Source organism: Paenibacillus sp. P4_E11 (genome assembly GCF_056401635.1).
Window position 1 is genome coordinate 58956 of sequence record NZ_JBFUIX010000020.1, and the last position, 20857, is coordinate 79812.

Here is a 20857-nt window from a genome sequence, read left to right on the forward strand (position 1 = left end):
ACGCGTGCTGCTTTGTAAGGTCGAAAATGAGGCTGTCGATTAACTGTTGATAGAAGCAAAAACGGCCGTTCCAAGTGAAAAAGGACCCCTTTAGCTCTAACATCTTGTTTGAACCTCCCTGATTGTATAAGGGATTCAGCGGTGGGAGGTTCAAGCCAAAACTCGCCAGGGTCCTCTTTTTCACTCTCCACTCCTCTTGTCCACAGTTAATCGACAACCTCAATAATCGTCTTACAGCCCGGGATTCGCTCGTCAGAGGGGCTGTAAGACGAAAAATGGGTCTTACAGCTCGGTTTTCGCCTGCCGGAGGTGCTGTAAGCCGAAAAAATCGTCTTACAGCTCGAGTTTCGCCTGCCGGAGGAGCTGTAAGCCGAAAAAATCGTCTTACAGCTTGGGTTTCGCCTGCCGGAGGTGCAGTAAGCCGAAAAAATCGTCTTACAGCCCGGGATTCGCTCGTCGGAGGTGCTGTAAGCCGAAAAAATCGTCTTTCAGCTCGGGATTCGCTCGTCGGAGGTGCTGTAAGCCGAAAAAATCGTCTTACAGCTCGGTTTTCGCCTGCCGGAGGTGCTGTAAGCCGAAAAAATCGTCTTACAGCTTGGGTTTCGCTCGTCGGAGGGGCTGTAAGCCGAAAAAATCGTCTTACAGCCCGGGATTCGCTCGTCGGAGGGGCTGTAAGCCGAAAAAATCGTCTTACAGCTCGGGTTTCGCTCGTCGAAGGAGCTGGAAGACGGAAAAGTCGCCTTCCAGCTGGAGTTATAGAGTCAATTAGTCGTGTGGCGGGCGCAACATTCGTGTATATGCCAGTTACCAGGCGTTACGAGTTTATTAAAGAAAAATTCTGAACGCATACTCGGATTGGTGGAAAAAGTGAGGTGGAGCTGAAAATGAGCATGGAGCGGAGTACGGAACGAAGAAAAGCGGAGCATATTAGGATCTGTCTGGAGGAACCAGTTACGGGGCGCGGTATTACGACGGGCTTCGAACAGTATCGTTTCGTTCATCAAGCGTTGCCCGAGTTGGATTTCGATGAGATTGATGTGTCCTCTCATTTTCTCGGAAAGTCGATCCGCACACCTTTCATAATCAGCTCGATGACCGGGGGGACTGAGGAAGCCTTACGGATCAACCGAAACCTCGCTCAAGCGGCGGAACAGCGCGGCTGGGCGATGGGAGTCGGTTCTGTCCGGGCGGCCATCGAGCAGCCAGAATTGGCAACCACGTTCCGAGTCCGCGATGTTGCGCCCACTATTCCGCTGTTTGCCAATCTCGGTGCGGTCCAATTGAATTATGGCTACGGCGCGGCTGAATGCCGCCAAGCCGTTGAGATGTTAGATGCGGATGGCTTGGTGCTGCATCTGAATGCACTTCAGGAGGTATTCCAGCCAGAAGGGAACACCAACTTTCGCGATCTGCTGCGACGAATCGAGCAGGTGTGTTCTACTATGCCGATCCCGGTCGGCGTCAAGGAAGTAGGGTGGGGCATTGATGGCGCGACGGCGCGACGTCTGCTTGATGCAGGCGTCAGCTATATCGATGTAGCCGGAGCAGGCGGAACCTCGTGGAGCGAGGTTGAGAAGCGCCGCACGGCCGATCCGCTGCGTCGACAGGCCGCCGATGCCTTCGCGGACTGGGGCGTGCCCACAGCCGCGTGCATTCGCGACGTTCGGCGTCACGCGCCGGACGCGCTTGTCATCGCGAGCGGGGGGCTCGCGAACGGCGTCGACGCCGCCAAGGCGCTTGCGCTCGGCGCGAACCTCGCCGGCTTCGGCCGCGGGCTGTTAGCCGCAGCCGTGGAAGGCGAGGCGGCTGCCGAGCGGGCGCTCGCGCAGGTCGAGTTCGAGCTGCGCGCGGCGATGTTCGGCATCGGCGCGCGCACACTCGCTGACCTGCGCGGGACGCGCGCACTCGTGCCAGCGTCGGCGTTCGACGCTTCGTCGCCACCGTTATAGGCGCGTCGCCCCTCTCTCGCGCCCTGCAAAGCTGCTACGGTAGTAGCGCTTCGACCTAAACGCGCCCACGGCGTGCAATTAGTCTGTGCCGCTTGGTACTCTCGTGCTAGCCGGAACCCTGCAAGTCCGTGCTACACGCGTCCAACCGTGCTTGGTCAATAGCGTCTGTTAAAACCGTTTGGATTGCCATCTCGCAAATGCCAACGCTCGCAAAAATCGTCCATCAATTACTCGACTCCACACGATTACTTAAGCGTGTCCGTGCCACCTGATCACATAGAGCCATTCAAGTCATGCCGCGCCCACACTACGCTAACCAGACCACCTCGCATATCACCCCATACCGGATGGACCCGCTCATCGGAAGTAAAGGTGTGGGTGCCATGCACTACAAGTTGTCGAAGAACAGCACGCCCGAACAAGACTTTGCACCTTCAACCAGCACGCAAGTGGGTGTCTTCCAATTCCGGCTTGATAATTGGTCCTCTGTCGTCATCACCATACCTTCCGCAACATCCCTCCACTCAACTATTTCGCTCGCGAAACTCTCCGGGCGGTATTCCGCGTGCCTGCTTGAACACCTTAGAGAAATGATGCACATCGGCAAAGCCGCAGTACACCGCAATTTCGGAAAGGGTCAACGTTGTAGTCCGCAGCAATTCCTCGCTGTGTTGCAATCGCAATTGAAGTAAATATTGATGCGGTGGCACCCCGAATGTTTGGCGGAACACCGCGCTGAATCGAGAGGGTGATAGATTGGCACGCCGAGCCATCTCAGCAATGGTCAACGGTTCGCTAAGATGGAACGACATGAACGAGGTAATCCAGTTCAATGTTTGTGTGTTCGAGGTGGATTGGCGTGAGGTTGGCGCATACTGCTTGAGTATCGCCAGCACCAGTTCACTGGCTAGACATTGCGCCTCCAACTGAGATAACGAATCCCGATCAAGCCAGCATTGCACCATTCGAAGCAGTGTATCGCGGAACTGGATCGGATGGGCGGGATTCAGCCTAACCGGTACATGCAATCCTTGCAGATCGTTCAGTCTGGGCTGCATCAAAGTCTGATAAGCGGATAGGTCCAGCTGTCCCGCCCCTGTCGGAAAGCTCAATTCTCGCAAAGGGTTATAAAAAATATCCAGATGGGCGTATGGGGTTATCGTATTCGTCGTACCTTGGAGTGTATGTACACTGTTCGGCTGGATGAGACAAAATTGCCCACTCTCGAATGTATGCTGGACACCATCTACATGGATGAGGCAACTGCCCTCTTGCACATAGATCAACAAGTAGTCAAGCAGCCGTCGAATCGGCATATGCCAAGGCAAACGTATGGCAAAGTCGCTGTTGCGGATATAGGGGACAACAGGTTGATGAGCGATTAATTGCTCAAGGGTGCTCATGGTTTTTGTCATCGTTTTCATCAGCTCCACGGAGAAATAGGAATATCTCATACGATAGCAGATTGTAGGCCGTTTCGCGAATGAACAGTCGTTTTTGACAAATAACTTAGTAGAGTTATACACGTCGCCTTCCCAGTTCAACAGATATAATAAACGTATCATCACATAGAAAGAAGGCACTGTTCATGGACACTCCTTTAACGACCCTACCTGATTTGCAACAGCTATACGAGCTTTCACAGCAACAAGTTGCAGACTACACAGACAAGGGGCACATAAGGCTCCGGCATGTCGCGACCGCAGACGAAGTGCTTGCCTATCGCCCGATCATACAAGATCAAGTAAGACAATTGAACAAACATGATAAGCCGCTAGCTGAGCGAGACACGTATGGTAAGGCGTTTATCCAGATCGGGAACGTCTGGGTCAAGAGTGAAGCGGTGCAACGATTCGTGTTCGCCAGAAGATTTGCCAAGATTGCTGCAGATTTGATGGGAGTAGACCGTGTTCGGATCTACGCCGACCAAGCGTTGTTCAAGGAACCAGGTGGGGGACATACTCCGTGGCATCAAGACCAAATCTACTGGCCGCTTGATACGAATAACACGATTACGATGTGGATGCCGCTCGTTCCGATTTCCGAGGAAGTGGGATCGATGACGTTCGCATCAGGTTCGCACAAATCCGGTTACATTTCGAAACAAGTCATTTCAGACGAATCCCACAAGACGTTGAAGGAATACATTGAGAGCAAAGGGGTCGAGACGGTCAACTATGGTGGGATGAACGCGGGTGATGCTACGTTTCATGCGGGCTGGACGTTGCACAGTGCACCGTCTAATCCGACGGAACAGATGCGGGAAGTCATGACGATTATTTACTACGCAGACCCTACTTATTTGCTAGAACCGGACAGCAATGCCCGAAGGAATGATCTGAACAGTTGGTTCCCGGGACTACAAGCCGGCGATCTAGCGGCGAGCCCGATTCATCCGGTACTGTTCGATCGCAACACATAATCTAATTATGAATACACCTCCCACTATGCACGATACGGGAGGTTTTTCTTTTATTTAGACACCCGACTCTCGTTTAATATCTGGAATTTGTGTCAAAACTGTTAGAAGTATTTCCATGCTCGCCATGGGAAAATATGGGGTTATTCGTCTAGGAGGGGTATGTATATGCTCAAAAAAGGGTTGATTGGAGCATTAAGCCTGTTGCTGCTATGTGCACTGTGTACGCCGGCATTGGCGGCCGATGAGAAATCGGCGAAGCCGAAAGAAGGAGCATCCGCTGTAGAATTGGCGCCCAATGCAACTTCAGCCGTCCTTATGGATGCCGATACCGGAACGGTATTATATGAGAAGAACATGAACGAGAAGAAAGCGCCCGCCAGCATCACGAAGATCATGACGATGGTGCTCATTATGGAAGCATTGGATCAAGGCAAGATCAAGATGGATGAGAAGGTTCGTACGAGTGAATACGCCGCCTCTATGGGGGGATCGCAAATCTTTCTGGAGCCTGGCGAAGAGCTGACAGTAGAAGAGATGTTGAAAGGTATTGCTATGGCGTCCGGCAACGATGCTTCTGTAGCAATGGCCGAGAAGATCAGCGGCTCCGAGGAAGCCTTCGTCCAACAGATGAATGCAAAGGCGAAGCAGCTCGGAATGAACAACTCGAATTTCGTCAACGTCAACGGACTGCCGGCAGATAATCACTATTCTTCAGCCCATGATATTGCGATCATGTCGAAGGAACTGCTCAAGCACGAAGAGATTACTAAGTTTACCGGGATGTATCAGGATTACTTACGTAAGGACTCGGCCAAGCCGTTTTGGCTCGTGAACACGAACAAGCTCGTTCGCTTTTACCAGGGCGCCGATGGGTTGAAGACGGGCTACACGAGTGAGGCGAAGTTCTGCTTGTCCGCAACGGCGAAGCGTGATAATTTCCGCGTCGTAGCGGTTGTGCTGGGTGAACCGAATACGAAGACACGTAATGCGGAAGTGACCAAGCTATTCGATTACGCCTTCTCCCAATATACGAATCATCCTATATTCAAGACTGGCGACACAATCGGTACGTTGGAAGTGGAGAAGGGGAAAGTGAAACAAGTTCCGTTGACGGCCACCCACCAGTATTCGGTATTGCTGAAGAAAGGGCAAGCTGACGCCGACATTCGACACGAACTGCAGCTTCAGCCTAATCTGAAAGCTCCAATCACAGTTGGACAGCCGATCGGGAAACTGGTCGTATACAAGGGCGAAGCGAAGATCGCCGAATTCGCCATCGAGTCCCCGGCAGATGTACAGAAGGCTGGACTTTGGACGCTGATGAAGCGGACCGCATCACAACTGTTTACGATCGACAAATAGATCTCTATCACGTGACAATCGATTCCCGGAGATGGCTCATCTTCGGGAACGAATGGTCCGTTGGATGATATTTCGACCAAATCCGCTCATATAATGTCTAATTCACTCGTTTTTGCAGAGGAATTAGCAGTTTTCTTCTAGTTTTGTCGGCATGCAGGAATTTCCAATCGATTCGTAGAATTTAGTCTGCATCACGAAGGGAGTGAGGCATGCGTGAGTCTGCATATTGAATTGGAGCACAACCGTCGGACGCTAATTGTTCGACTGCGCGGGGAGTTAGACCATCATTCGGCTGAGGTTGTCCGTACCCGGATGGAAGAGGCAATACTGAAAGGCGACACTCGTCATGTCGTGCTCAGCTTGAAAGACTTGTCCTTCATGGACAGCTCAGGTCTGGGCGTCATATTGGGGCGTTACAAGCAAGTGACTGGCAAGGGTGGGAAGATGGTCGTCTGCGAAGTAAATCCGGCTGTATACCGTTTGTTTGAGCTGTCCGGCCTGTTCAAGATTTTAGCGATTCAGGAAAATGAGAGACTTGCACTTTCTAGTCTGGAGGTCGTGTCATGAGTGGATCCAATTTTATGACCTTGCAGTTTGCCAGCCGTTCGCAGAACGAATCGTTCGCACGTGTAGCGGTAGCCGCGTTCGTATCTCAGCTTGATCCGACACTCGAGGAACTGACCGATATTAAGACAGTTGTGTCCGAGGCGGTCACGAACTCCATTATTCATGGTTATGATGAACGGCCAGACGGCATTGTGACGATCTCGGCATCCATCGAGAGCGATCAGGTGACGATCTCCATTGAAGACAACGGGAATGGCATCGAAGATGTGGATATGGCGCGCGAGCCTTTGTTCACGACGAAGCCGGAGATGGAACGTTCAGGGATGGGCTTTACGATTATGGAAAACTTCATGGACGCAGTAGCGGTCGTATCCGTGCCTGGACAAGGCACCAAGGTGACGATGGTGAAGCGGATTGAATCCAAAAAAGCGCTGTATAACTAGGGGTAGGTGACGATGAATGTGGATCTGAAGCATGCCTCACACAGTTATTTGGACGACACCGAAGTGAAACGCCTAATTGCTCTTAGTCAAGCAGGGGATGCACTAGCAAGAGAAACCCTAGTGAATTGCAACATCCGTCTGGTCTGGTCGGTCGTACAGCGCTTTCTGAACAGGGGCTACGAACCGGAGGATTTGTTCCAGATCGGGTGTATTGGTTTATTGAAATCAGTCGACAAATTCGATCTATCCTACGACGTTAAGTTTTCTACGTATGCCGTCCCTATGATAATCGGCGAGATTCAGCGATTTTTGCGCGATGACGGGACTGTCAAGGTGAGCCGTTCCTTGAAGGAGCTGGCGAACAAGGTGCGCAAGAAGAAGGATGAGCTGTCCAAGAAGCTGGGACGGCTGCCGACCATTGGTGAAGTGGCCGAGGAGCTCGGGATTACGTCGGAGGAAGTCGTGTTCGCGCAGGAAGCAAACAAGCCGCCTACTTCGATTCACGAGACCGTATTCGAGAACGACGGTGATCCTATTACATTGATGGATCAGATTGCCGATGAAGGCCAGGAGAGATGGTTCGACAAGCTGGCATTGAATGAGGCAATCAATACCCTTTCAGAACGGGAACGGCTGATCGTCTATCTGCGCTATTTCCGAGATCAGACCCAGTCTGAAGTTGCGAATAGGCTCGGTATATCCCAAGTGCAAGTATCTCGTCTGGAGAAAAAAATATTGCAAGTTATCAAAGAACAGATTGCTCAATAGAGCGGTCTGTTCTTTTTTGCGCGGATATACTATCATGTAAGCAATAAGATCCTATTCGATTCACGGAGGAAGTCAAGGTGACGATCAAGCAATTGTTCTCCTCGGAGTTAAAGCTGGAGAAAGGCAGGGTGTTTGGTTACTACGAATGCGGACCGGAGTGGGGGTGGGCGCCTCCTGAGTTTGTGCATTATGATTTATGGTACGTGTTCTCCGGTGAGGGAGAGATGAAGCTGAACGGTGAGACGTATTCGCTGAGAAAAGGCTGTTGCATGATGCTGCAGCCTGGCGACATTACCGTTGCTGAACAAAACATTCAAGACCGCTTGACCGTACTATTCATCCATTTCAGAACGATCGACAGACAGACAGACGAGGCGATCACAACGGTCCCCCGCATGACCTCTTATAATCAAGTAAACGATCCGTCCTTGTTGGAGTCAATGCTGCTCCGTTTGTTGGATCTGTGCGACAGCAACTCGGCCTGGAATGTGGAAGAATTCGACCTCCTGCTGAAGCAGGTCATCATCCAATTGCTACGCTCGAATTCGGAGCAGGAGGACAATGAAGAGTCAGTAGGCTTGCACGCGAAGGCGGTCCGTAAGCTCAAATCGGCAATTCGCTCAGACGGAGGACGTATCCCCTCATCCAAGCAAATTGCCGCGCTTAGCGGATTCGCTCCTGCTTATGTGAATCGATTGTTCCGCAAGCATACGGGCCTGTCCATCAAGCAATACGCGACGAAGGTGAAAATGGAAAAGGCTCTGCACTTAATGGCAGAGACCTCGGTCAATGTTACGCAAGCGGCATTAGCGCTCGGGTATTCAGATGTGTATTATTTCAGTAAACAGTTCAAACAGTATTTCGGCGTGTCCCCTTCCGCTTATCGGAAATAAGCGGAAGAGGGGCTGTCACTCCTTAACACTGGGCACCGCTCATCTCATTGGTGAACATACGCTTGTATTCCTTAGGTGTGACGATCTCAGCACTTACAGGCGCATAGTGAAATTGCAGAGCTTGGCGCCGCTTGGATGAGAAATTGCTCGGCGTCCCGTGATGGAGCAACCCATGGAAGAACAGCATCCCCCCAGGTGCCAATGGGGCTACAGAAGCACGGTCTGGATCCACGTTCTCATCACACATCTGCCAATCGCGAACCGCGTAATGAGGGATACCACCACGCATATGCGATCTCGGGATGATGTGCATGCACCCATTGTCAACGCTAGCTTCGTCCAGCGCAATCCACACCCCGACGATCGGCCGATCATAGTCGAGTCCGCGATAGGCCATATCCTGATGCCACGGCTTCTCCCCGCCCCCTTGAGGCGGTTTCAATAGTGCCATATCCTGAACAAGCATCGCTTTTTCCCCTAATAGCATCTCCACAATACGCAGTATTTCCGGATGGAAGGCGGCCGCATGCAAGCGGGCGTCAAAGTTGACGAAATCCCCAATCTTTCGAGTGGCCAGCATGAATTCCTCTTGGCTCAATGTCTGGTCTTCGTTCTTCACAAGCTGAACATGGGGGAGTTTCTGCATCTTCGATTCTGTCTGTACATAATTCTTATTCTGAGGGTCGTATCGCTGTTCCTCCATGAACGTGTTGAATTGCTCACGTGTCATTTGTCTGCGGGATTCCATCATATCGAACAGCGCGTCTTTCGCATCGGCCACGACTTGCTCCGAATACCCTTTCCGTACAGCCAAATACCCTTGTTCCTGGTAAAATCCTGCTTCGGCTTCTGTTACCGAGCTCAATTCGTCCAAATATTCGACCAAGTCAACACTCGGGTACAGAGTGCGGTTGATCTCTTCCGGATCTGTCAATTTCACTGCCATGTTGATCTCCTCCATCGTTTGTAATTTTGGCACACGTCTTGCATGGTGCTTATTCAGTTGTGACGAGCTATAGCTATACTGTACTTGGTTTCTGAGGGAGGAGCCATGGAATGAATCGTCTTTTTTTTGTACAAAACAGCACAATCCGCCGTAGCCCAGATGGAAATCTTTGCTGATAAAATGATGAGTACGACCTCTCATTGTGCTGCATACTAAAGGTAAAGTTTGTCATACAAGGGAGTGATCCCATGCAAGTGCCGCCAATTGATGCTTCCATGATGTATATCCGACTCCGCAAACGGATCTCTGTGCACAAGGGCGTACCGATCCGGTTAGGTGATGTTGCCCAGATGCTGGTAGATCCACAGTTGGAGACGAAGCTGCGCCAATTGGTGCTGCATACGCCTAGTGAGGCGGACGGTACTGTCTTGTTGATCGATATGCTGCGAATCGTGGCTGCGGTCCGATCACATTGTCCAGGCATACAGATTGAGCACTACGGGGAGCCGCACGTACTGGTAGAGATCGTCTCACCCGCCAAAAAGCCGAATCCTCTATTGTTCGCACTTGTCTGGTTGCTGCTGTTCATCGGCTCTGGCCTTGCGATTATGAACTTCCATGTCGATGTCAGTATGATGGAAGTGCACCAGAAGCTGTACGAGATGATTACTGGCCATGCGGTAGAGCATCCTTATTGGTTGCAAATTCCGTATTCATTCGGATTGGGAGCGGGGATGGTCGTCTTCTTCAATCAATTGTTCAAGAAGAGATTCAGTGAAGAGCCAAGTCCGCTAGAGGTGGAAATGTTCATGTACCAGGAAAATTTGAATCGCTACGTCATTACAGAGGAATATGGAAAGCTTCAAGACAACGGAGAACCTCGATGATCGGTCCGTTCCTACTCGAAGCAGCATTGCTTGCGTTCATCGGCATTGCCGGAGGTGTCGCAGTAGGTGGCGGTATGGTCGCGTTCTTAGTCGTGTTGGACGTCCTTCCTAGATTAGCGCAAATTGCCAAGACTACCCGCGTCCACCAGCTGGAAGCGGCGGTAGTATGCGGTGTGATGGTATTCACATTGGCGGATTTCTTCGGCTGGACGTTCCATTTGGCTCCGTTATCTGCGGTTTGCATTGGCCTTCTGGCAGGTTGTTTCGTAGGTATGCTTGCGGGTGCCCTGACAGAGGTGCTGAACGTGTTCCCGATTATGGCCAAGAGGTTGGGCATTGGCGATTATATTATATGGCTGCTCATGGCGATGGTATTCGGTAAGGTAGCGGGCTCGCTGTTCGATTGGTTATGGTATTGGGCTTGAGGGCGATGTACGTATAGATGGAGGGGCTGAAGAGATGACCGTCAAGACGCGAGGGCAAGACGACAAGAGCAAACAACAAGGCGCTGAGGGAGAAAACAAACCAAGAGGCTCAGGTGTCATTATCCATCGCAAGCAACGAAATCGTCGCCAGGATGACAAAGTCAATGCCAATGATATATTAACTGATGAAGAGATGGGCTTGAAGCATGAGGATTCTATCTTCACCAGAATCGATCATGTGAAGCGAACGTTGGAGGAGAAGGTCGGCTTGCACCGAAGCTTCGATATCGTGTTTCGGGAAATGGTTTTCGGAACGAAGCGAACCGCCTTTTTCTATATCAATGGATTCGCCAAAGATACGGTTCTGACCGATATTATTACGAGGCTTACGTACTTGCATAAGGAGCAAATCGTTCCGAATACGGTAAAAAGCTTCCTAGAGCAGTACATCGCTCATATTCAAGTGGAACAAATGGACGATCTCGACAAAGTAGTGGAGTTTGTATTAATGGGCACTACAGCCTTGTTCATTGAAGGGGAGACGTCCGCATTAGTCATCGATGCCAAGATCTTTCCTGTGCGTTCGATTGAAGAGCCGGACTTGGAGCGGGTAGTCCGAGGGGCGAGAGACGGTTTTGTAGAAACGCTGCTAACGAATGTAACTTTAGTTCGACGGCGCATACGCGATCCCAGGCTGAAATTCGAGCTGATGAAAGTAGGCCAGCGTACGAACACGGATGTGGCGCTCGGTTACATTGAAGATATTGCCGATCCGAATTTGGTGAAGTCCATTAAGGACAAGGTCCAGAGCGTGTGTATCGATGGGCTTCCTCTAGGTGATAAGCAGCTAGAGGAAGCTATTATTGGAAAAGGCTGGAACCCTTACCCTTCTGTACGCTACTCCGAGCGGCCAGATGTCGTAAGTGCACATATGCTCGAAGGCCATGTTATCTTGTTCGTTGACACCTCACCGAGTGTAATGATTCTCCCGACGACTTTCTTCCATCTGATCCAGCATGCAGAAGAGTATCGGCAGGCGCCCTTTGTTGGCAGTTATTTGAGATGGGTACGGTTTATTGGGATATTCGTCTCACTCTTCATGCTGCCTTTGTGGTTTCTTTTGGTGAAAAATCCGGAATTGAAGCCGCCCGGACTGGAATTTTTGGGGGCACAAAATGAGGGCAAAATTCCATTGCTTGCGCAATTTCTGATTGTTGAAATTGGGGTTGACTTGATGCGGCTCGCCGCCGTTCATACCCCCTCGCCACTTACCGTCGCTATGGGTTTGGTAGCGGCGATCCTCGTGGGAGATATTGCGGTCAAGACCGGACTGTTCATCAATGAAGTCATTATGTATATGGCGGTTGCGGCGATTGGCATGTTCGCAACTCCCAGCTATGAGCTTGGACTGGCGAATCGGATATTCCGGCTATTCTTGCTCATTGCGGTCGCAGTCTTCCGAATTCCCGGCTTCGTCGTCGGATCGACACTGTGGGTTATCATCTTGGCAACGCATCGTTCCTACAACGCACCTTATCTATGGCCGTTCATCCCATTCGATGGGAAAGCGATACTGTCTATTCTGATACGCAAACCCGTGCTGCATGCGAAGATTCGGATGAGTATTACGAAGGCGCAGGATAAGACCCGCCAGCCGCCGGCGAAGAAATAATCGGTCGGTTCAAGATAGACCCTCAGCTCGAGCGAGATAGCTCAGCTGAGGGGTTTTTGGACTCCGTGCAAATCCGCTATGCCGCTTATTGCCTTCCGTCAGGACGTGTGGTACTTTATTAACATATTAGGTGCCGTCATTTTTGGGGTGAAGAAAAGAGGGAATGAATATGTATTTACATGGAACAAGTGTCATCAACTCCGAAGGACGGCTGGAAATCGGTGGCTGCGATACGTTGGATTTGGTCAAACAATACGGAACGCCCTTATACGTATATGACGAGAATCTCATCCGTACCCGATGCCGAGAATACAGGGAAGCTTTTCAATCGACGGGATTAAGCTTTCAAGTGGCGTATGCCAGCAAAGCTATATGTGTGATGGCCATGTGCCGAATCGTGGAAGAGGAGGGCTTGTCGCTGGACGTCGTATCGGACGGCGAACTATACACAGCACTGCAAGCCGGATTCCCGCCAAGTAAGATTCACTTCCACGGCAACAACAAGACGCCGCAGGAAATCGCAATGGCGCTTGAAGCGAACATCGGCTGCTTCGTGGTCGATAACTTCATAGAGCTTCATCTGTTGAACGAGATGGCGCGTGAGACGAAGCAGAAGGTCAATATCCTGCTACGCATTTCGCCTGGGGTCGATGCACATACGCATGAATTCATCTCGACGGGACAGATCGATTCCAAGTTCGGGTTCGACTTGGAGAGTGGCGCCGCGTTGCGTGCTGTTCGCGAATCCATTATGCTGGAACAGCTTCATCTGCTTGGCGTTCATTCACACATCGGTTCGCAAATATTCGAAGTTGAAGGTTTCAAGCTTGCTGCTGATAAAGTGACGCGATTCGCCGCTCAAGTTCGGGATGAATTGGGCTATACGTTCACCGTCATCAATCTGGGTGGGGGCTTCGGCATTCGGTACATGGAAGACGATACACCGCTTGCGGCATCGCAATATATTACTGCAATTGCTGACGCTGTCAAGACGAACTTCGCTGCATATAACTATCCGTTGCCTGAGATCTGGATCGAACCGGGCCGCAGCATCGTCGGCGAAGCCGGGACGACGTTATATACGATCGGATCGGTTAAGGATATCCCAGGCGTGCGCAAGTATGTCGCCGTTGACGGGGGCATGACTGACAATCCACGCCCGGCACTCTATGATGCCAAGTACGAAGCGATGTTGGCCAATCGGGCTCTCGAAGTAGAAGAAGAAGTCGTCTCTATCGCAGGAAAGTGCTGCGAGACGGGCGATATGCTCATCTGGGATTTGGCGCTCCCCGTAGTTCGCACAGGCGATGTGCTGGCCATTTCCAGCACGGGTGCTTACAACTACGCGATGGCAAGCCACTATAACCGTATTCGCAAGCCAGCAGTCGTATTCGTTCAAGGCGGGAAGTCCGACATCGTCGTACGTCGCGATACGTTCGATGATATAGCGGGCAATGATGTTATTCCGGAGCGGCTGATGAAACTGCCTGCTTTGAAGGCATAACAGGGCTTAAGAATTGAACAAGGACCTGCCAGCATAGTGCCGGCAGGTCCTTGTTCATCTATTTCAGAGCATAATCTTCTCGAATGTTCGAATAAAGCTTTCCAATTCATCTAGATCCAGCTTGAACAGCTGTTCCGCGATAAGTGCCCTTTGATGCGCTTTCGCTTTAACCAACGTTTCGATGCCGTCCTCCGTAAGTTTGAGCAGAACAACCCTGCGGTCATTTTCATCCAATTGCCGGGTGACTTGTCCAAGGCGAACTAAACGATCGATCATAACCGTAATCGCACTAGGCTTCACTTCCATCATCTCAGCGAGCTTGGTAGCTTTACATATGCCTTCCTGATTTAACGTGCTCATGATATAGAATTGAGGGCGAGTTATGCCGAATTTTGCACTCATATCGAAAGCTGACGCGGTTTTACGAAACCCTGCCATGTAACAGGCTTGAAACCGGTCAATCATTGCTTCGCTCGCTGCATCCATACGTTCACCTCCTCGTTCCATCAATCCACATCATCTAATGTGCTTAGATTTTGAAAATAGTCTTAATCTATACTATAGCGTATTTAAATCGGCAGTCAAACTGATGCGTTGTTAGTCGTACCCTTCTATATGGAGAAAAAGCCGGTCCGCACAAGTGATTATGCGAATCGGCTTCTATAGTGAGTGAGTATAGACGGTTTATGCTTCTTCGTCCCAAACTTTCGCTTCTTTGATCGTATCGCCTTGCTTCACAGCATCGATATACTCCATACCTTTCGACACTTTGCCGAATACAGTATGAACGCCATCCAGATGTGGTTGTGGCTGGTAGCAGACGAAGAACTGGCTGCTTCCCGTGTTCTTGCCAGCATGCGCCATAGAAAGCGCACCGCGTTCGTGCTTGCTAGTATTCGTGGACGTTTCACAATCAATGTTATAACCTGCGCCACCATATCCGGTTCCTTGTGGGCAACCCGCTTGTGCGACGAAGCCTTTGATTACGCGATGGAACTTCAATCCGTTATAAAAGCCGGAGTTGGCCAGCTTCTCGAAGTTGGCGACCGTATTCGGGGCTTCCTCCGGGAAGAAGTCAATTATTACTTTTTCTCCGTTTTCAAGCTCAAAGCTACCTTTTTTCATGGTAGACCTCCTAGTAAAATGTAGTACGACTATTGTACTGCAAACAAGCGTCCGAAGCAAAGGCAATTGAATGACTAGACAGAGCATAGGGAAATGGGTATACTAAACAGTAATTTAATAAAGTTCCTTCGGGGCAGGGTGAAATTCCCTACCGGCGGTAATTTCGCGAACGTGTTTTGCGAATCAGTCCGTGACCCGTGTCGGTTCATTTGCCGGCCCGGTGGACTCGGTGCAACTCCGAGACCGACAGTATAGTCTGGATGGGAGAAGGAACGACGGAGAAGTTAGCAGACATTAGATCGGGGAGACGGGCAATTTTATGTGTTTTTTTTCACATGATCGCCTGTTCACTTGGCTTTTGTTTTCTGTGTGCACGGAATACATGATGATCATTTTTTCGTGTGCTCGAAAATAAGTAAGAGTCTGCCGCAACGCTCAGGCTTGTTTGAGTTGTGAATCTTTCTTCGTATAAATAACTTCCGTCAACCAATAACGCCCCCTTACTTCAATCGTAAAGGGGTTTTTTATGTGTTAAGAGGAGGAGAACCGACATGCACCTGTTGGATCGATTGAATGATGAATCGTATATGCGGCTCGCGCTGCAGATGGCTGCTCAGGCGCAAGGGCAGACCAGCATTAATCCCATCGTAGGCTGTGTCATTGTGAAGGACGGCCGAATTGTCGGCATGGGGGCACATCTTCAACGTGGGTCACACCACGCTGAGATCAACGCACTACTTATGGCGGGTTCAGAAGCCGAAGGAAGTACGGTGTATGTCACGCTTGAACCTTGCAGCATTCATGGCCGTACGCCGCCGTGCTCGGAACGGCTCGTTCTGGAGCATGTGAAGCGGGTTGTCGTTGCTTGCGTCGATCCGAATCCTTCGGTTGCCGGTTCCGGGATCGAACAACTACGCAGTCATGGCATCGAGGTGCAAGTTGGTGTGCTTGAAGAAGAGGCGCGCCTGCTGAACGAGAAGTTCAACAAGTACATCGTCACCCGCCTCCCCTGGGTCACGCTCAAGACCGCCAGTACACTGGATGGGAAGATCGCTACCCGAACTGGCGACAGCAAGTGGATTAGCAGTCCATCCTCACGAGAGCTTGTTCATACGATGCGCCATCGTCACCAGGCGATAATGGTCGGGGTGGACACGGTTATCGCCGACGATCCACAACTGACGACGCGGCTTCCCGTGCCGGCGTTACAACCGCTTCGTATTGTGCTCGATTCCAAGCTGCGTGTGCCGCTCGATGCTCATGTCATTCGCGAACGTGATGCGAAGACACTGGTCATCACGACGCAGCACGCTTCCATCGAGCAGATCATGAAGCTGAACGCATTAGGCGTGGAGGTTATGAAATGCGGCGATGGACAGCGGGTCGATCTCGGCTTGGCACTTGCCATGCTGGGGGAGCGTGAGATTGGCTCTATCTTGCTTGAAGGCGGTGGCACCTTGAACGGGGCTATGCTGGAAGCGGGACTGGTCGACAAGGTGGCCGTGTTCATCGCGCCGAAGCTTGTGGGCGGTGGTACGCAGGCACCGTCGGCCTTCCAGTTCGCCGGGGTCGATTTGATGGCCGATGCGATCGAGCTCGACCGGTTCCAAGTGGAGCAAGTAGGGTCGGATTGTTATTTGACCGGGTATCCCCGGTATGAGAGGAGCCCTGCAACATGTTCACCGGAATAATTGAAGAGATAGGACGGCTTCGCCGGGTGCAACAGCAAGGTCAAGCAATGATCATGACCATCGAAGCACACTTGGTGCTACTCGACGTCAAGCTAGGCGACAGTATTGCCGTGAACGGCGTTTGCTTGACCGTTGTATCCTTTGACAACAACAGCTTCTCCGTCGATGTTATGCCGGAGACGTTCCGCAAGACTAGCCTGAGACTGTTATCAACAGGCAGCAAGGTCAATCTGGAGCGCGCGATGCAGGCTAATGGACGATTCGGCGGCCACATCGTGCAGGGGCACGTCGATATGATGGGGCGCATCGTATCGAGACGCAAGGAAGAGAATGCCGTAGTGTTCGTATTAGAACCGCTTGTGTCAAGCATGATGAAGTATATGCTGCCTAACGGCTCGATCACGGTAGACGGGATTAGCCTCACCTTGGTGGATGTTGCGGATCACACTATAACGGTTTCCATTATCCCGCATACGCTTGCCCAAACGGTGATGCAGGACAAACAAGCAGGCGATATCGTGAATCTGGAGTGCGACCTGCTTGGCAAATACGTGGAACGACTGCTCAGCTTCCGCGATGTAGGCACTGCGGGAACCTCTGATTCCAAAAGCCGACATGCTTCTGGAGTGACAGAAGCTTTCTTGGTCCAACACGGTTTTCTATAATATGAGACACCATCAAGGGGGAAGTCCTATGGGACAAGAAACTACGTTTCACACGATCGAGGAAGCGATTATAGACCTTATGCTAGGCAAGGTCATCATTGTCGTCGACGATGAGGACCGTGAGAACGAGGGAGACTTCATCGCACTGGCTGATAAATCGACGCCCGAAGTGATCAATTTCATGATCCGAGAAGGCCGTGGACTTGTGTGCGTACCGATCACGGAAGAGCGTGCTTTGCAACTTGAGCTGCCACCCATGGTCGCACGTAACAGCGATTACCATGGAACAGCCTTTACAATCTCGGTCGATCACATGGAGACGACGACTGGTATATCAGCACATGAAAGATCTGCTACCATACGGTCGATTATTGATCCGAAGTCGAAGCCGGAGCACTTCCGCAGACCTGGACACATATTCCCGCTCATCGCCAAGGAAGGCGGGGTGCTGCGTCGCGCCGGGCACACTGAGGCAGCAGTCGACTTGGCTAGAATGTGCGGATCGTATCCCGCTGCAGCCATATGTGAAGTGATCAAAGAAGATGGCAGCATGGCGCGCGTTCCGGATTTACACGAAATTGCCATCAAGCATGATTTGAAGATCATTACGATTCGGGATTTGATCCATTATCGCAATGAGAAGGAGAAGCTTGTCACGCGTGAAGTGGAGATCAAGCTGCCTACTGACTTCGGCCAATTCACTGCGATTGCTTACACGAACGCAGTGAATGATCAAGAGCATGTGGCACTCGTGAAAGGGACGATCGATCCGGATCAACCTGTGCTGGTCCGTATGCACTCCGAATGTCTGACCGGGGACGTGTTTCATTCGCAGCGCTGCGATTGCGGTCCGCAATTGGCGGCCGCCCTGGAACAGATCAATAAAGAAGGTCGAGGCGTACTCGTATACTTGCGACAGGAGGGTCGAGGGATCGGCCTAATCAACAAAATGAAGGCTTATGTGCTTCAGGAGCAGGGAATGGACACGGTTGACGCGAATATTAAGTTAGGATTCGCTCCGGATTTGCGCGATTATGGGATCGGTGCTCAGATTCTCAAGGATCTTGGTGTCCGTAAATTGCGTCTACTGACGAACAATCCTCGTAAGATCAAAGGTCTCGAAGGGTACGGTATGGAAATTGTGGATCGGGTTCCGATTCAAATAGAAGAGAAAGAAGATAACAAGCACTACTTACGTACGAAGAAGATGAAGCTGGGCCATCTACTGAAATTCAACGATTCGGACAGTATCTAACTTACACGAAGGAGCAAATGACAATGACACGCATTTATGAAGGACATTTAATCTCGGAAGGGTTAAAATATGCAGTAGTAGCAGGACGATTCAACGAATTCATTACCTCGAAGTTGCTTGGCGGCGCACTGGATGCTTTCAAACGGCATGGCGTGAAGGATGAAGAAGTAGAAGTTGCATGGGTGCCGGGAGCTTTCGAAATACCGTTAATCGCGCAGAAGATGGCAGCAAGCGGTCGGTATGATGCCGTTATTACACTAGGGGCGGTAATTCGCGGATCTACTCCGCATTTCGATTATGTGTGCAGCGAAGTGGCCAAGGGTGTTTCCTCGATCAGCCTAAAGACAGGTGTACCTACGATCTTCGGTGTGTTAACGACAGATTCAATCGAGCAAGCGATTGAACGAGCGGGAACGAAGGCAGGGAATAAAGGCTGGGAAGCGGCAACGACCGCCATTGAAATGGCGAATTTGACCAAACAATTGGAGAGCTAATGAATTGGCTGAATGGGATTCAACTGGATTCGCTGTTGTACCGGATCGTCGCGCTGCTGCTCGCAATCGCCGTACATGATGCTGTCCAGGCAGCTGTTGCTCTGATGCTTGGTGATCGAACAGCCAAGCAACAGGGGAGGCTCACCTTGAACCCTCTGGCGCATCTAAGCACGATCGGATTACTGCCTGTCCTCTTCGGTCCGTTCGGCTGGTCGAAGCCGGTGCCGTTCGATCGGAGCGCACTGCAGGGCAATCAGCAGCTTCGGGCTGCGCTTCTGGTGGCGTGCGGGCCATTGGCTAATCTGGCTCTTGGAATCGTGTTATGGTGGGTTTCGTTCCACTTGCCGGTATCTGCTCCAGACGGCTTCTTGCCTGCCTGGTTGCTTGAACTGATTCGCGGCGTCCTGCAATGGAGTTACATTGCGAATATGATGATGGTGATCATCCATGTCGTGCCGGTGTATCCGATGGATGTATGGAAAGTTATACGTGGCTGGATGCCATCAATCTGGGAACCGGCTCTGAGCAAATACGAAAAGCTGGGTATCGCCGTGCTCATCGGACTTGTAGTGACTCCGTTCGGGCAATTGATGTTCCAGAATGGATTTGAATGGCTGAGTGGCGTAGTCATGAATTTGTATGGGTTGGAATTAGGGGGCTAAGAAATGAAAGTCACATACAAGCTCGATATGTTCGAAGGCCCTCTGGACTTATTGCTTCATCTGATCGACAAATCGGAAATCGACATTTATAATATCCCCATCGCTATGATTACCGATCAATATATGGAGATTCTGAGCGGAATGCAGGAACTCGAGCTGGACGTAACGAGCGAATTTCTCGTGATGGCAGCCACGCTGCTCTCGATCAAGAGCCAGATGCTGCTGCCTAAGCCTCCTGTCATTCATTTGGACGATGAATACGGCATGGATGACGGATACGATCCGCGAGCTGAGTTGGTGCAGAAGCTGATTGAGTATCGCAAGTATAAGGGCATTGCAGAAGAGTTACGGGATAAAGAGTTAGCACGAAGTCTGATTTATACGCGGGAGCCGGATGATTTGTCCCCGTTCTTGCCTCAGGTCATGGAGAATCCAGTGAAAGGTCTGAACGTGGCGGATCTCGTCATCGCGTTCCAACGGGCGCTGCGTAAGGCGAAGAGTCGACAGACGATCGCTCGTATTCGTCGGGACGAAATATCCGTGAAGGACCGGATGCAGGAAATATCCGATATGTTGAACAACAACGGAGGTAATGCACTCTTCTCTTCTTTACTGGATGAGGAATACAATCGCGAAGATGTGGTTGTAACGTTCCTGGCCATCCTGGAATTGATGAAGGTGAAGCAGATCGTCTGTTACCAGAACCGTCTGTTCGACGATATTGTATTGCATTGGAGAGAACCCGATTTCCCGATCGAAGGGCCAACCATGCAAGATACGTATCAGTAAGAAAGCGGGGAATATTAGGAATGGATGCACGTCAGATGAAAGGCGTCCTCGAAGGCTTATTGTTCGTATCAGGTGATGAAGGGTTGGATTTGAAACAGTTGGCCGACGTTCTCGAAGTGCAGCAATCGGTTGTGAAGGATCTGCTGCGAGTAATGAAATCCGACTTCAAGCGGCAAGGAAGAGGCATGCAAATTGTCGAGCTTGCCGGAGCGTATCAATTAACGACCCTTCCTGATCATGCTCCTTACTTCGAGAAGCTGGCTTATTCGCCAACCCGGACTAGCTTGTCCCAAGCGGCTCTTGAGACACTTGCCATTGTGGCCTACAAGCAGCCACTT

General features: G+C 51.0%; 22 protein-coding genes and 1 riboswitch. Of the genes, 18 read left to right on the top strand and 4 right to left on the bottom strand.

All coding sequences use genetic code 11. From position 1 onward, the window contains the following. The first annotated feature begins 884 nt into the window (after nucleotides 1-884). A complete protein-coding gene (gene fni, locus AC1DWB_RS10620) occupies nucleotides 885-1949 on the top strand; it encodes a type 2 isopentenyl-diphosphate Delta-isomerase (RefSeq protein WP_477541048.1) in 1065 nt (354 codons plus the stop codon). Between the two features lie 524 nt (nucleotides 1950-2473). On the opposite strand, the gene AC1DWB_RS10625 is transcribed toward fni, so the two are convergent. Then, complete coding sequence (locus AC1DWB_RS10625) at nucleotides 2474-3364, bottom strand: AraC family transcriptional regulator (RefSeq protein WP_477541021.1); 891 nt, start codon at nucleotides 3362-3364, stop codon at nucleotides 2474-2476. A 173-nt stretch (nucleotides 3365-3537) separates the two neighbouring features. On the opposite strand from AC1DWB_RS10625, the gene AC1DWB_RS10630 reads away from it, so the two are divergent. From AC1DWB_RS10630 to AC1DWB_RS10655, 6 genes are all read left to right on the top strand, one after another. Then, complete coding sequence (locus tag AC1DWB_RS10630) at nucleotides 3538-4371, top strand: phytanoyl-CoA dioxygenase family protein (RefSeq protein WP_477541022.1); 834 nt, start codon at nucleotides 3538-3540, stop codon at nucleotides 4369-4371. 165 nt (nucleotides 4372-4536) lie between these two features. Then, the gene (locus AC1DWB_RS10635) at nucleotides 4537-5733 is read left to right on the top strand and encodes a D-alanyl-D-alanine carboxypeptidase family protein (protein ID WP_477541023.1); all 1197 of its coding nucleotides are present in this window, start codon (nucleotides 4537-4539) and stop codon (nucleotides 5731-5733) included. A gap of 213 nt (nucleotides 5734-5946) precedes the next feature. Continuing rightward, complete coding sequence (spoIIAA, locus tag AC1DWB_RS10640) at nucleotides 5947-6300, top strand: anti-sigma F factor antagonist (RefSeq protein ID WP_477541024.1); 354 nt, start codon at nucleotides 5947-5949, stop codon at nucleotides 6298-6300. Next, nucleotides 6297-6743 (top strand): anti-sigma F factor, encoded by a 447-nt coding sequence (gene spoIIAB, locus AC1DWB_RS10645; RefSeq protein WP_477541025.1) that lies wholly within the window; start codon nucleotides 6297-6299, stop codon nucleotides 6741-6743. The genes spoIIAA and spoIIAB overlap by 4 nt, the downstream gene beginning before the upstream one ends. A 12-nt stretch (nucleotides 6744-6755) precedes the next feature. Beyond that, entirely contained in the window at nucleotides 6756-7511 is a 756-nt protein-coding gene (gene sigF, locus AC1DWB_RS10650) for an RNA polymerase sporulation sigma factor SigF (RefSeq protein WP_477541026.1), read from the top strand. 77 nt (nucleotides 7512-7588) lie between these two features. Beyond that, nucleotides 7589-8404, top strand: coding sequence for an AraC family transcriptional regulator (locus AC1DWB_RS10655; protein ID WP_477541027.1), 816 nt, complete (start codon nucleotides 7589-7591; stop codon nucleotides 8402-8404). Nucleotides 8405-8426: 22 nt separating this feature from the next. Here the strand turns inward: AC1DWB_RS10655 and AC1DWB_RS10660 are convergent, their stop codons facing one another. Then, nucleotides 8427-9350 carry a phytanoyl-CoA dioxygenase family protein gene (locus tag AC1DWB_RS10660; RefSeq protein ID WP_477541028.1) on the bottom strand — a complete coding sequence of 308 codons (924 nt, stop codon included), beginning with the start codon at nucleotides 9348-9350 and terminating at the stop codon, nucleotides 8427-8429. 248 nt (nucleotides 9351-9598) lie between these two features. Here AC1DWB_RS10660 and AC1DWB_RS10665 point away from each other — a divergent pair, with 248 nt between their 5' ends. The 4 genes from AC1DWB_RS10665 (at nucleotide 9599) to lysA (ending at nucleotide 13838) form a co-directional block, all read left to right on the top strand. Beyond that, nucleotides 9599-10237 (top strand): stage V sporulation protein AA, encoded by a 639-nt coding sequence (locus tag AC1DWB_RS10665; protein WP_477541029.1) that lies wholly within the window; start codon nucleotides 9599-9601, stop codon nucleotides 10235-10237. Further along, nucleotides 10234-10662 (top strand): stage V sporulation protein AB, encoded by a 429-nt coding sequence (locus AC1DWB_RS10670; protein ID WP_477541030.1) that lies wholly within the window; start codon nucleotides 10234-10236, stop codon nucleotides 10660-10662. Before AC1DWB_RS10665 ends, AC1DWB_RS10670 begins: the two co-directional genes overlap by 4 nt. 34 nt (nucleotides 10663-10696) lie before the next feature. After that, complete coding sequence (locus AC1DWB_RS10675; RefSeq protein WP_477541031.1) at nucleotides 10697-12334, top strand: spore germination protein; 1638 nt, start codon at nucleotides 10697-10699, stop codon at nucleotides 12332-12334. A gap of 169 nt (nucleotides 12335-12503) precedes the next feature. Next, nucleotides 12504-13838: a diaminopimelate decarboxylase gene (gene lysA / locus AC1DWB_RS10680; RefSeq protein ID WP_477541032.1), complete on the top strand. Its 1335-nt coding sequence runs from the start codon at nucleotides 12504-12506 to the stop codon at nucleotides 13836-13838. Between the two features lie 63 nt (nucleotides 13839-13901). On the opposite strand, the gene AC1DWB_RS10685 is transcribed toward lysA, so the two are convergent. Further along, complete coding sequence (locus AC1DWB_RS10685; RefSeq protein WP_477541033.1) at nucleotides 13902-14324, bottom strand: MarR family winged helix-turn-helix transcriptional regulator; 423 nt, start codon at nucleotides 14322-14324, stop codon at nucleotides 13902-13904. A gap of 198 nt (nucleotides 14325-14522) precedes the next feature. Next, nucleotides 14523-14963: a peptidylprolyl isomerase gene (locus AC1DWB_RS10690; RefSeq protein ID WP_477541034.1), complete on the bottom strand. Its 441-nt coding sequence runs from the start codon at nucleotides 14961-14963 to the stop codon at nucleotides 14523-14525. A gap of 120 nt (nucleotides 14964-15083) precedes the next feature. Continuing rightward, nucleotides 15084-15239: riboswitch (FMN riboswitch) on the top strand. A 275-nt stretch (nucleotides 15240-15514) separates the two neighbouring features. On the opposite strand from AC1DWB_RS10690, the gene ribD reads away from it, so the two are divergent. The 7 genes from ribD to scpB form a co-directional block, all read left to right on the top strand. Continuing rightward, nucleotides 15515-16654, top strand: coding sequence for a bifunctional diaminohydroxyphosphoribosylaminopyrimidine deaminase/5-amino-6-(5-phosphoribosylamino)uracil reductase RibD (ribD, locus tag AC1DWB_RS10695; protein ID WP_477541035.1), 1140 nt, complete (start codon nucleotides 15515-15517; stop codon nucleotides 16652-16654). Next, nucleotides 16639-17319, top strand: coding sequence for a riboflavin synthase (gene ribE, locus AC1DWB_RS10700; protein WP_477541036.1), 681 nt, complete (start codon nucleotides 16639-16641; stop codon nucleotides 17317-17319). The genes ribD and ribE overlap by 16 nt, the downstream gene beginning before the upstream one ends. Nucleotides 17320-17347: 28 nt before the next feature. Further along, nucleotides 17348-18574: a bifunctional 3,4-dihydroxy-2-butanone-4-phosphate synthase/GTP cyclohydrolase II gene (locus AC1DWB_RS10705; protein ID WP_477541037.1), complete on the top strand. Its 1227-nt coding sequence runs from the start codon at nucleotides 17348-17350 to the stop codon at nucleotides 18572-18574. Between the two features lie 23 nt (nucleotides 18575-18597). After that, on the top strand, nucleotides 18598-19068 hold the full coding sequence (gene ribH, locus AC1DWB_RS10710) for a 6,7-dimethyl-8-ribityllumazine synthase (RefSeq protein ID WP_477541038.1): 471 nt from the start codon (nucleotides 18598-18600) through the stop codon (nucleotides 19066-19068). Further along, nucleotides 19068-19730, top strand: a complete 663-nt coding sequence (locus tag AC1DWB_RS10715; RefSeq protein ID WP_477541039.1) for a site-2 protease family protein — start codon at nucleotides 19068-19070, stop codon at nucleotides 19728-19730. The genes ribH and AC1DWB_RS10715 overlap by 1 nt, the downstream gene beginning before the upstream one ends. A 3-nt stretch (nucleotides 19731-19733) precedes the next feature. After that, on the top strand, nucleotides 19734-20519 hold the full coding sequence (locus tag AC1DWB_RS10720; RefSeq protein WP_477541040.1) for a segregation and condensation protein A: 786 nt from the start codon (nucleotides 19734-19736) through the stop codon (nucleotides 20517-20519). Nucleotides 20520-20539: 20 nt separating this feature from the next. Further along, nucleotides 20540-20857: SMC-Scp complex subunit ScpB (gene scpB / locus AC1DWB_RS10725; RefSeq protein WP_477541041.1), on the top strand; the 318-nt coding region annotated here is incomplete at its 3' end.

What these genes read in the sequence shown, in the direction of transcription:
- fni (WP_477541048.1), top strand. Translation starts at nt 885, where the DNA reads ATGAGCATGGAGCGGAGTACGGAACGAAGAAAAGCGGAGCATATTAGG.
- AC1DWB_RS10625 (WP_477541021.1), bottom strand. Translation starts at nt 3,364, where the DNA reads ATGACAAAAACCATGAGCACCCTTGAGCAATTAATCGCTCATCAACCT.
- AC1DWB_RS10630 (WP_477541022.1), top strand. Translation starts at nt 3,538, where the DNA reads ATGGACACTCCTTTAACGACCCTACCTGATTTGCAACAGCTATACGAG.
- AC1DWB_RS10635 (WP_477541023.1), top strand. Translation starts at nt 4,537, where the DNA reads ATGCTCAAAAAAGGGTTGATTGGAGCATTAAGCCTGTTGCTGCTATGT.
- spoIIAB (WP_477541025.1), top strand. Translation starts at nt 6,297, where the DNA reads ATGAGTGGATCCAATTTTATGACCTTGCAGTTTGCCAGCCGTTCGCAG.
- sigF (WP_477541026.1), top strand. Translation starts at nt 6,756, where the DNA reads ATGAATGTGGATCTGAAGCATGCCTCACACAGTTATTTGGACGACACC.
- AC1DWB_RS10660 (WP_477541028.1), bottom strand. Translation starts at nt 9,350, where the DNA reads ATGGCAGTGAAATTGACAGATCCGGAAGAGATCAACCGCACTCTGTAC.
- AC1DWB_RS10665 (WP_477541029.1), top strand. Translation starts at nt 9,599, where the DNA reads ATGCAAGTGCCGCCAATTGATGCTTCCATGATGTATATCCGACTCCGC.
- AC1DWB_RS10670 (WP_477541030.1), top strand. Translation starts at nt 10,234, where the DNA reads ATGATCGGTCCGTTCCTACTCGAAGCAGCATTGCTTGCGTTCATCGGC.
- AC1DWB_RS10675 (WP_477541031.1), top strand. Translation starts at nt 10,697, where the DNA reads ATGACCGTCAAGACGCGAGGGCAAGACGACAAGAGCAAACAACAAGGC.
- lysA (WP_477541032.1), top strand. Translation starts at nt 12,504, where the DNA reads ATGTATTTACATGGAACAAGTGTCATCAACTCCGAAGGACGGCTGGAA.
- AC1DWB_RS10685 (WP_477541033.1), bottom strand. Translation starts at nt 14,324, where the DNA reads ATGGATGCAGCGAGCGAAGCAATGATTGACCGGTTTCAAGCCTGTTAC.
- AC1DWB_RS10690 (WP_477541034.1), bottom strand. Translation starts at nt 14,963, where the DNA reads ATGAAAAAAGGTAGCTTTGAGCTTGAAAACGGAGAAAAAGTAATAATT.
- ribD (WP_477541035.1), top strand. Translation starts at nt 15,515, where the DNA reads ATGCACCTGTTGGATCGATTGAATGATGAATCGTATATGCGGCTCGCG.
- ribE (WP_477541036.1), top strand. Translation starts at nt 16,639, where the DNA reads ATGTTCACCGGAATAATTGAAGAGATAGGACGGCTTCGCCGGGTGCAA.
- AC1DWB_RS10705 (WP_477541037.1), top strand. Translation starts at nt 17,348, where the DNA reads ATGGGACAAGAAACTACGTTTCACACGATCGAGGAAGCGATTATAGAC.
- ribH (WP_477541038.1), top strand. Translation starts at nt 18,598, where the DNA reads ATGACACGCATTTATGAAGGACATTTAATCTCGGAAGGGTTAAAATAT.
- AC1DWB_RS10715 (WP_477541039.1), top strand. Translation starts at nt 19,068, where the DNA reads ATGAATTGGCTGAATGGGATTCAACTGGATTCGCTGTTGTACCGGATC.
- AC1DWB_RS10720 (WP_477541040.1), top strand. Translation starts at nt 19,734, where the DNA reads ATGAAAGTCACATACAAGCTCGATATGTTCGAAGGCCCTCTGGACTTA.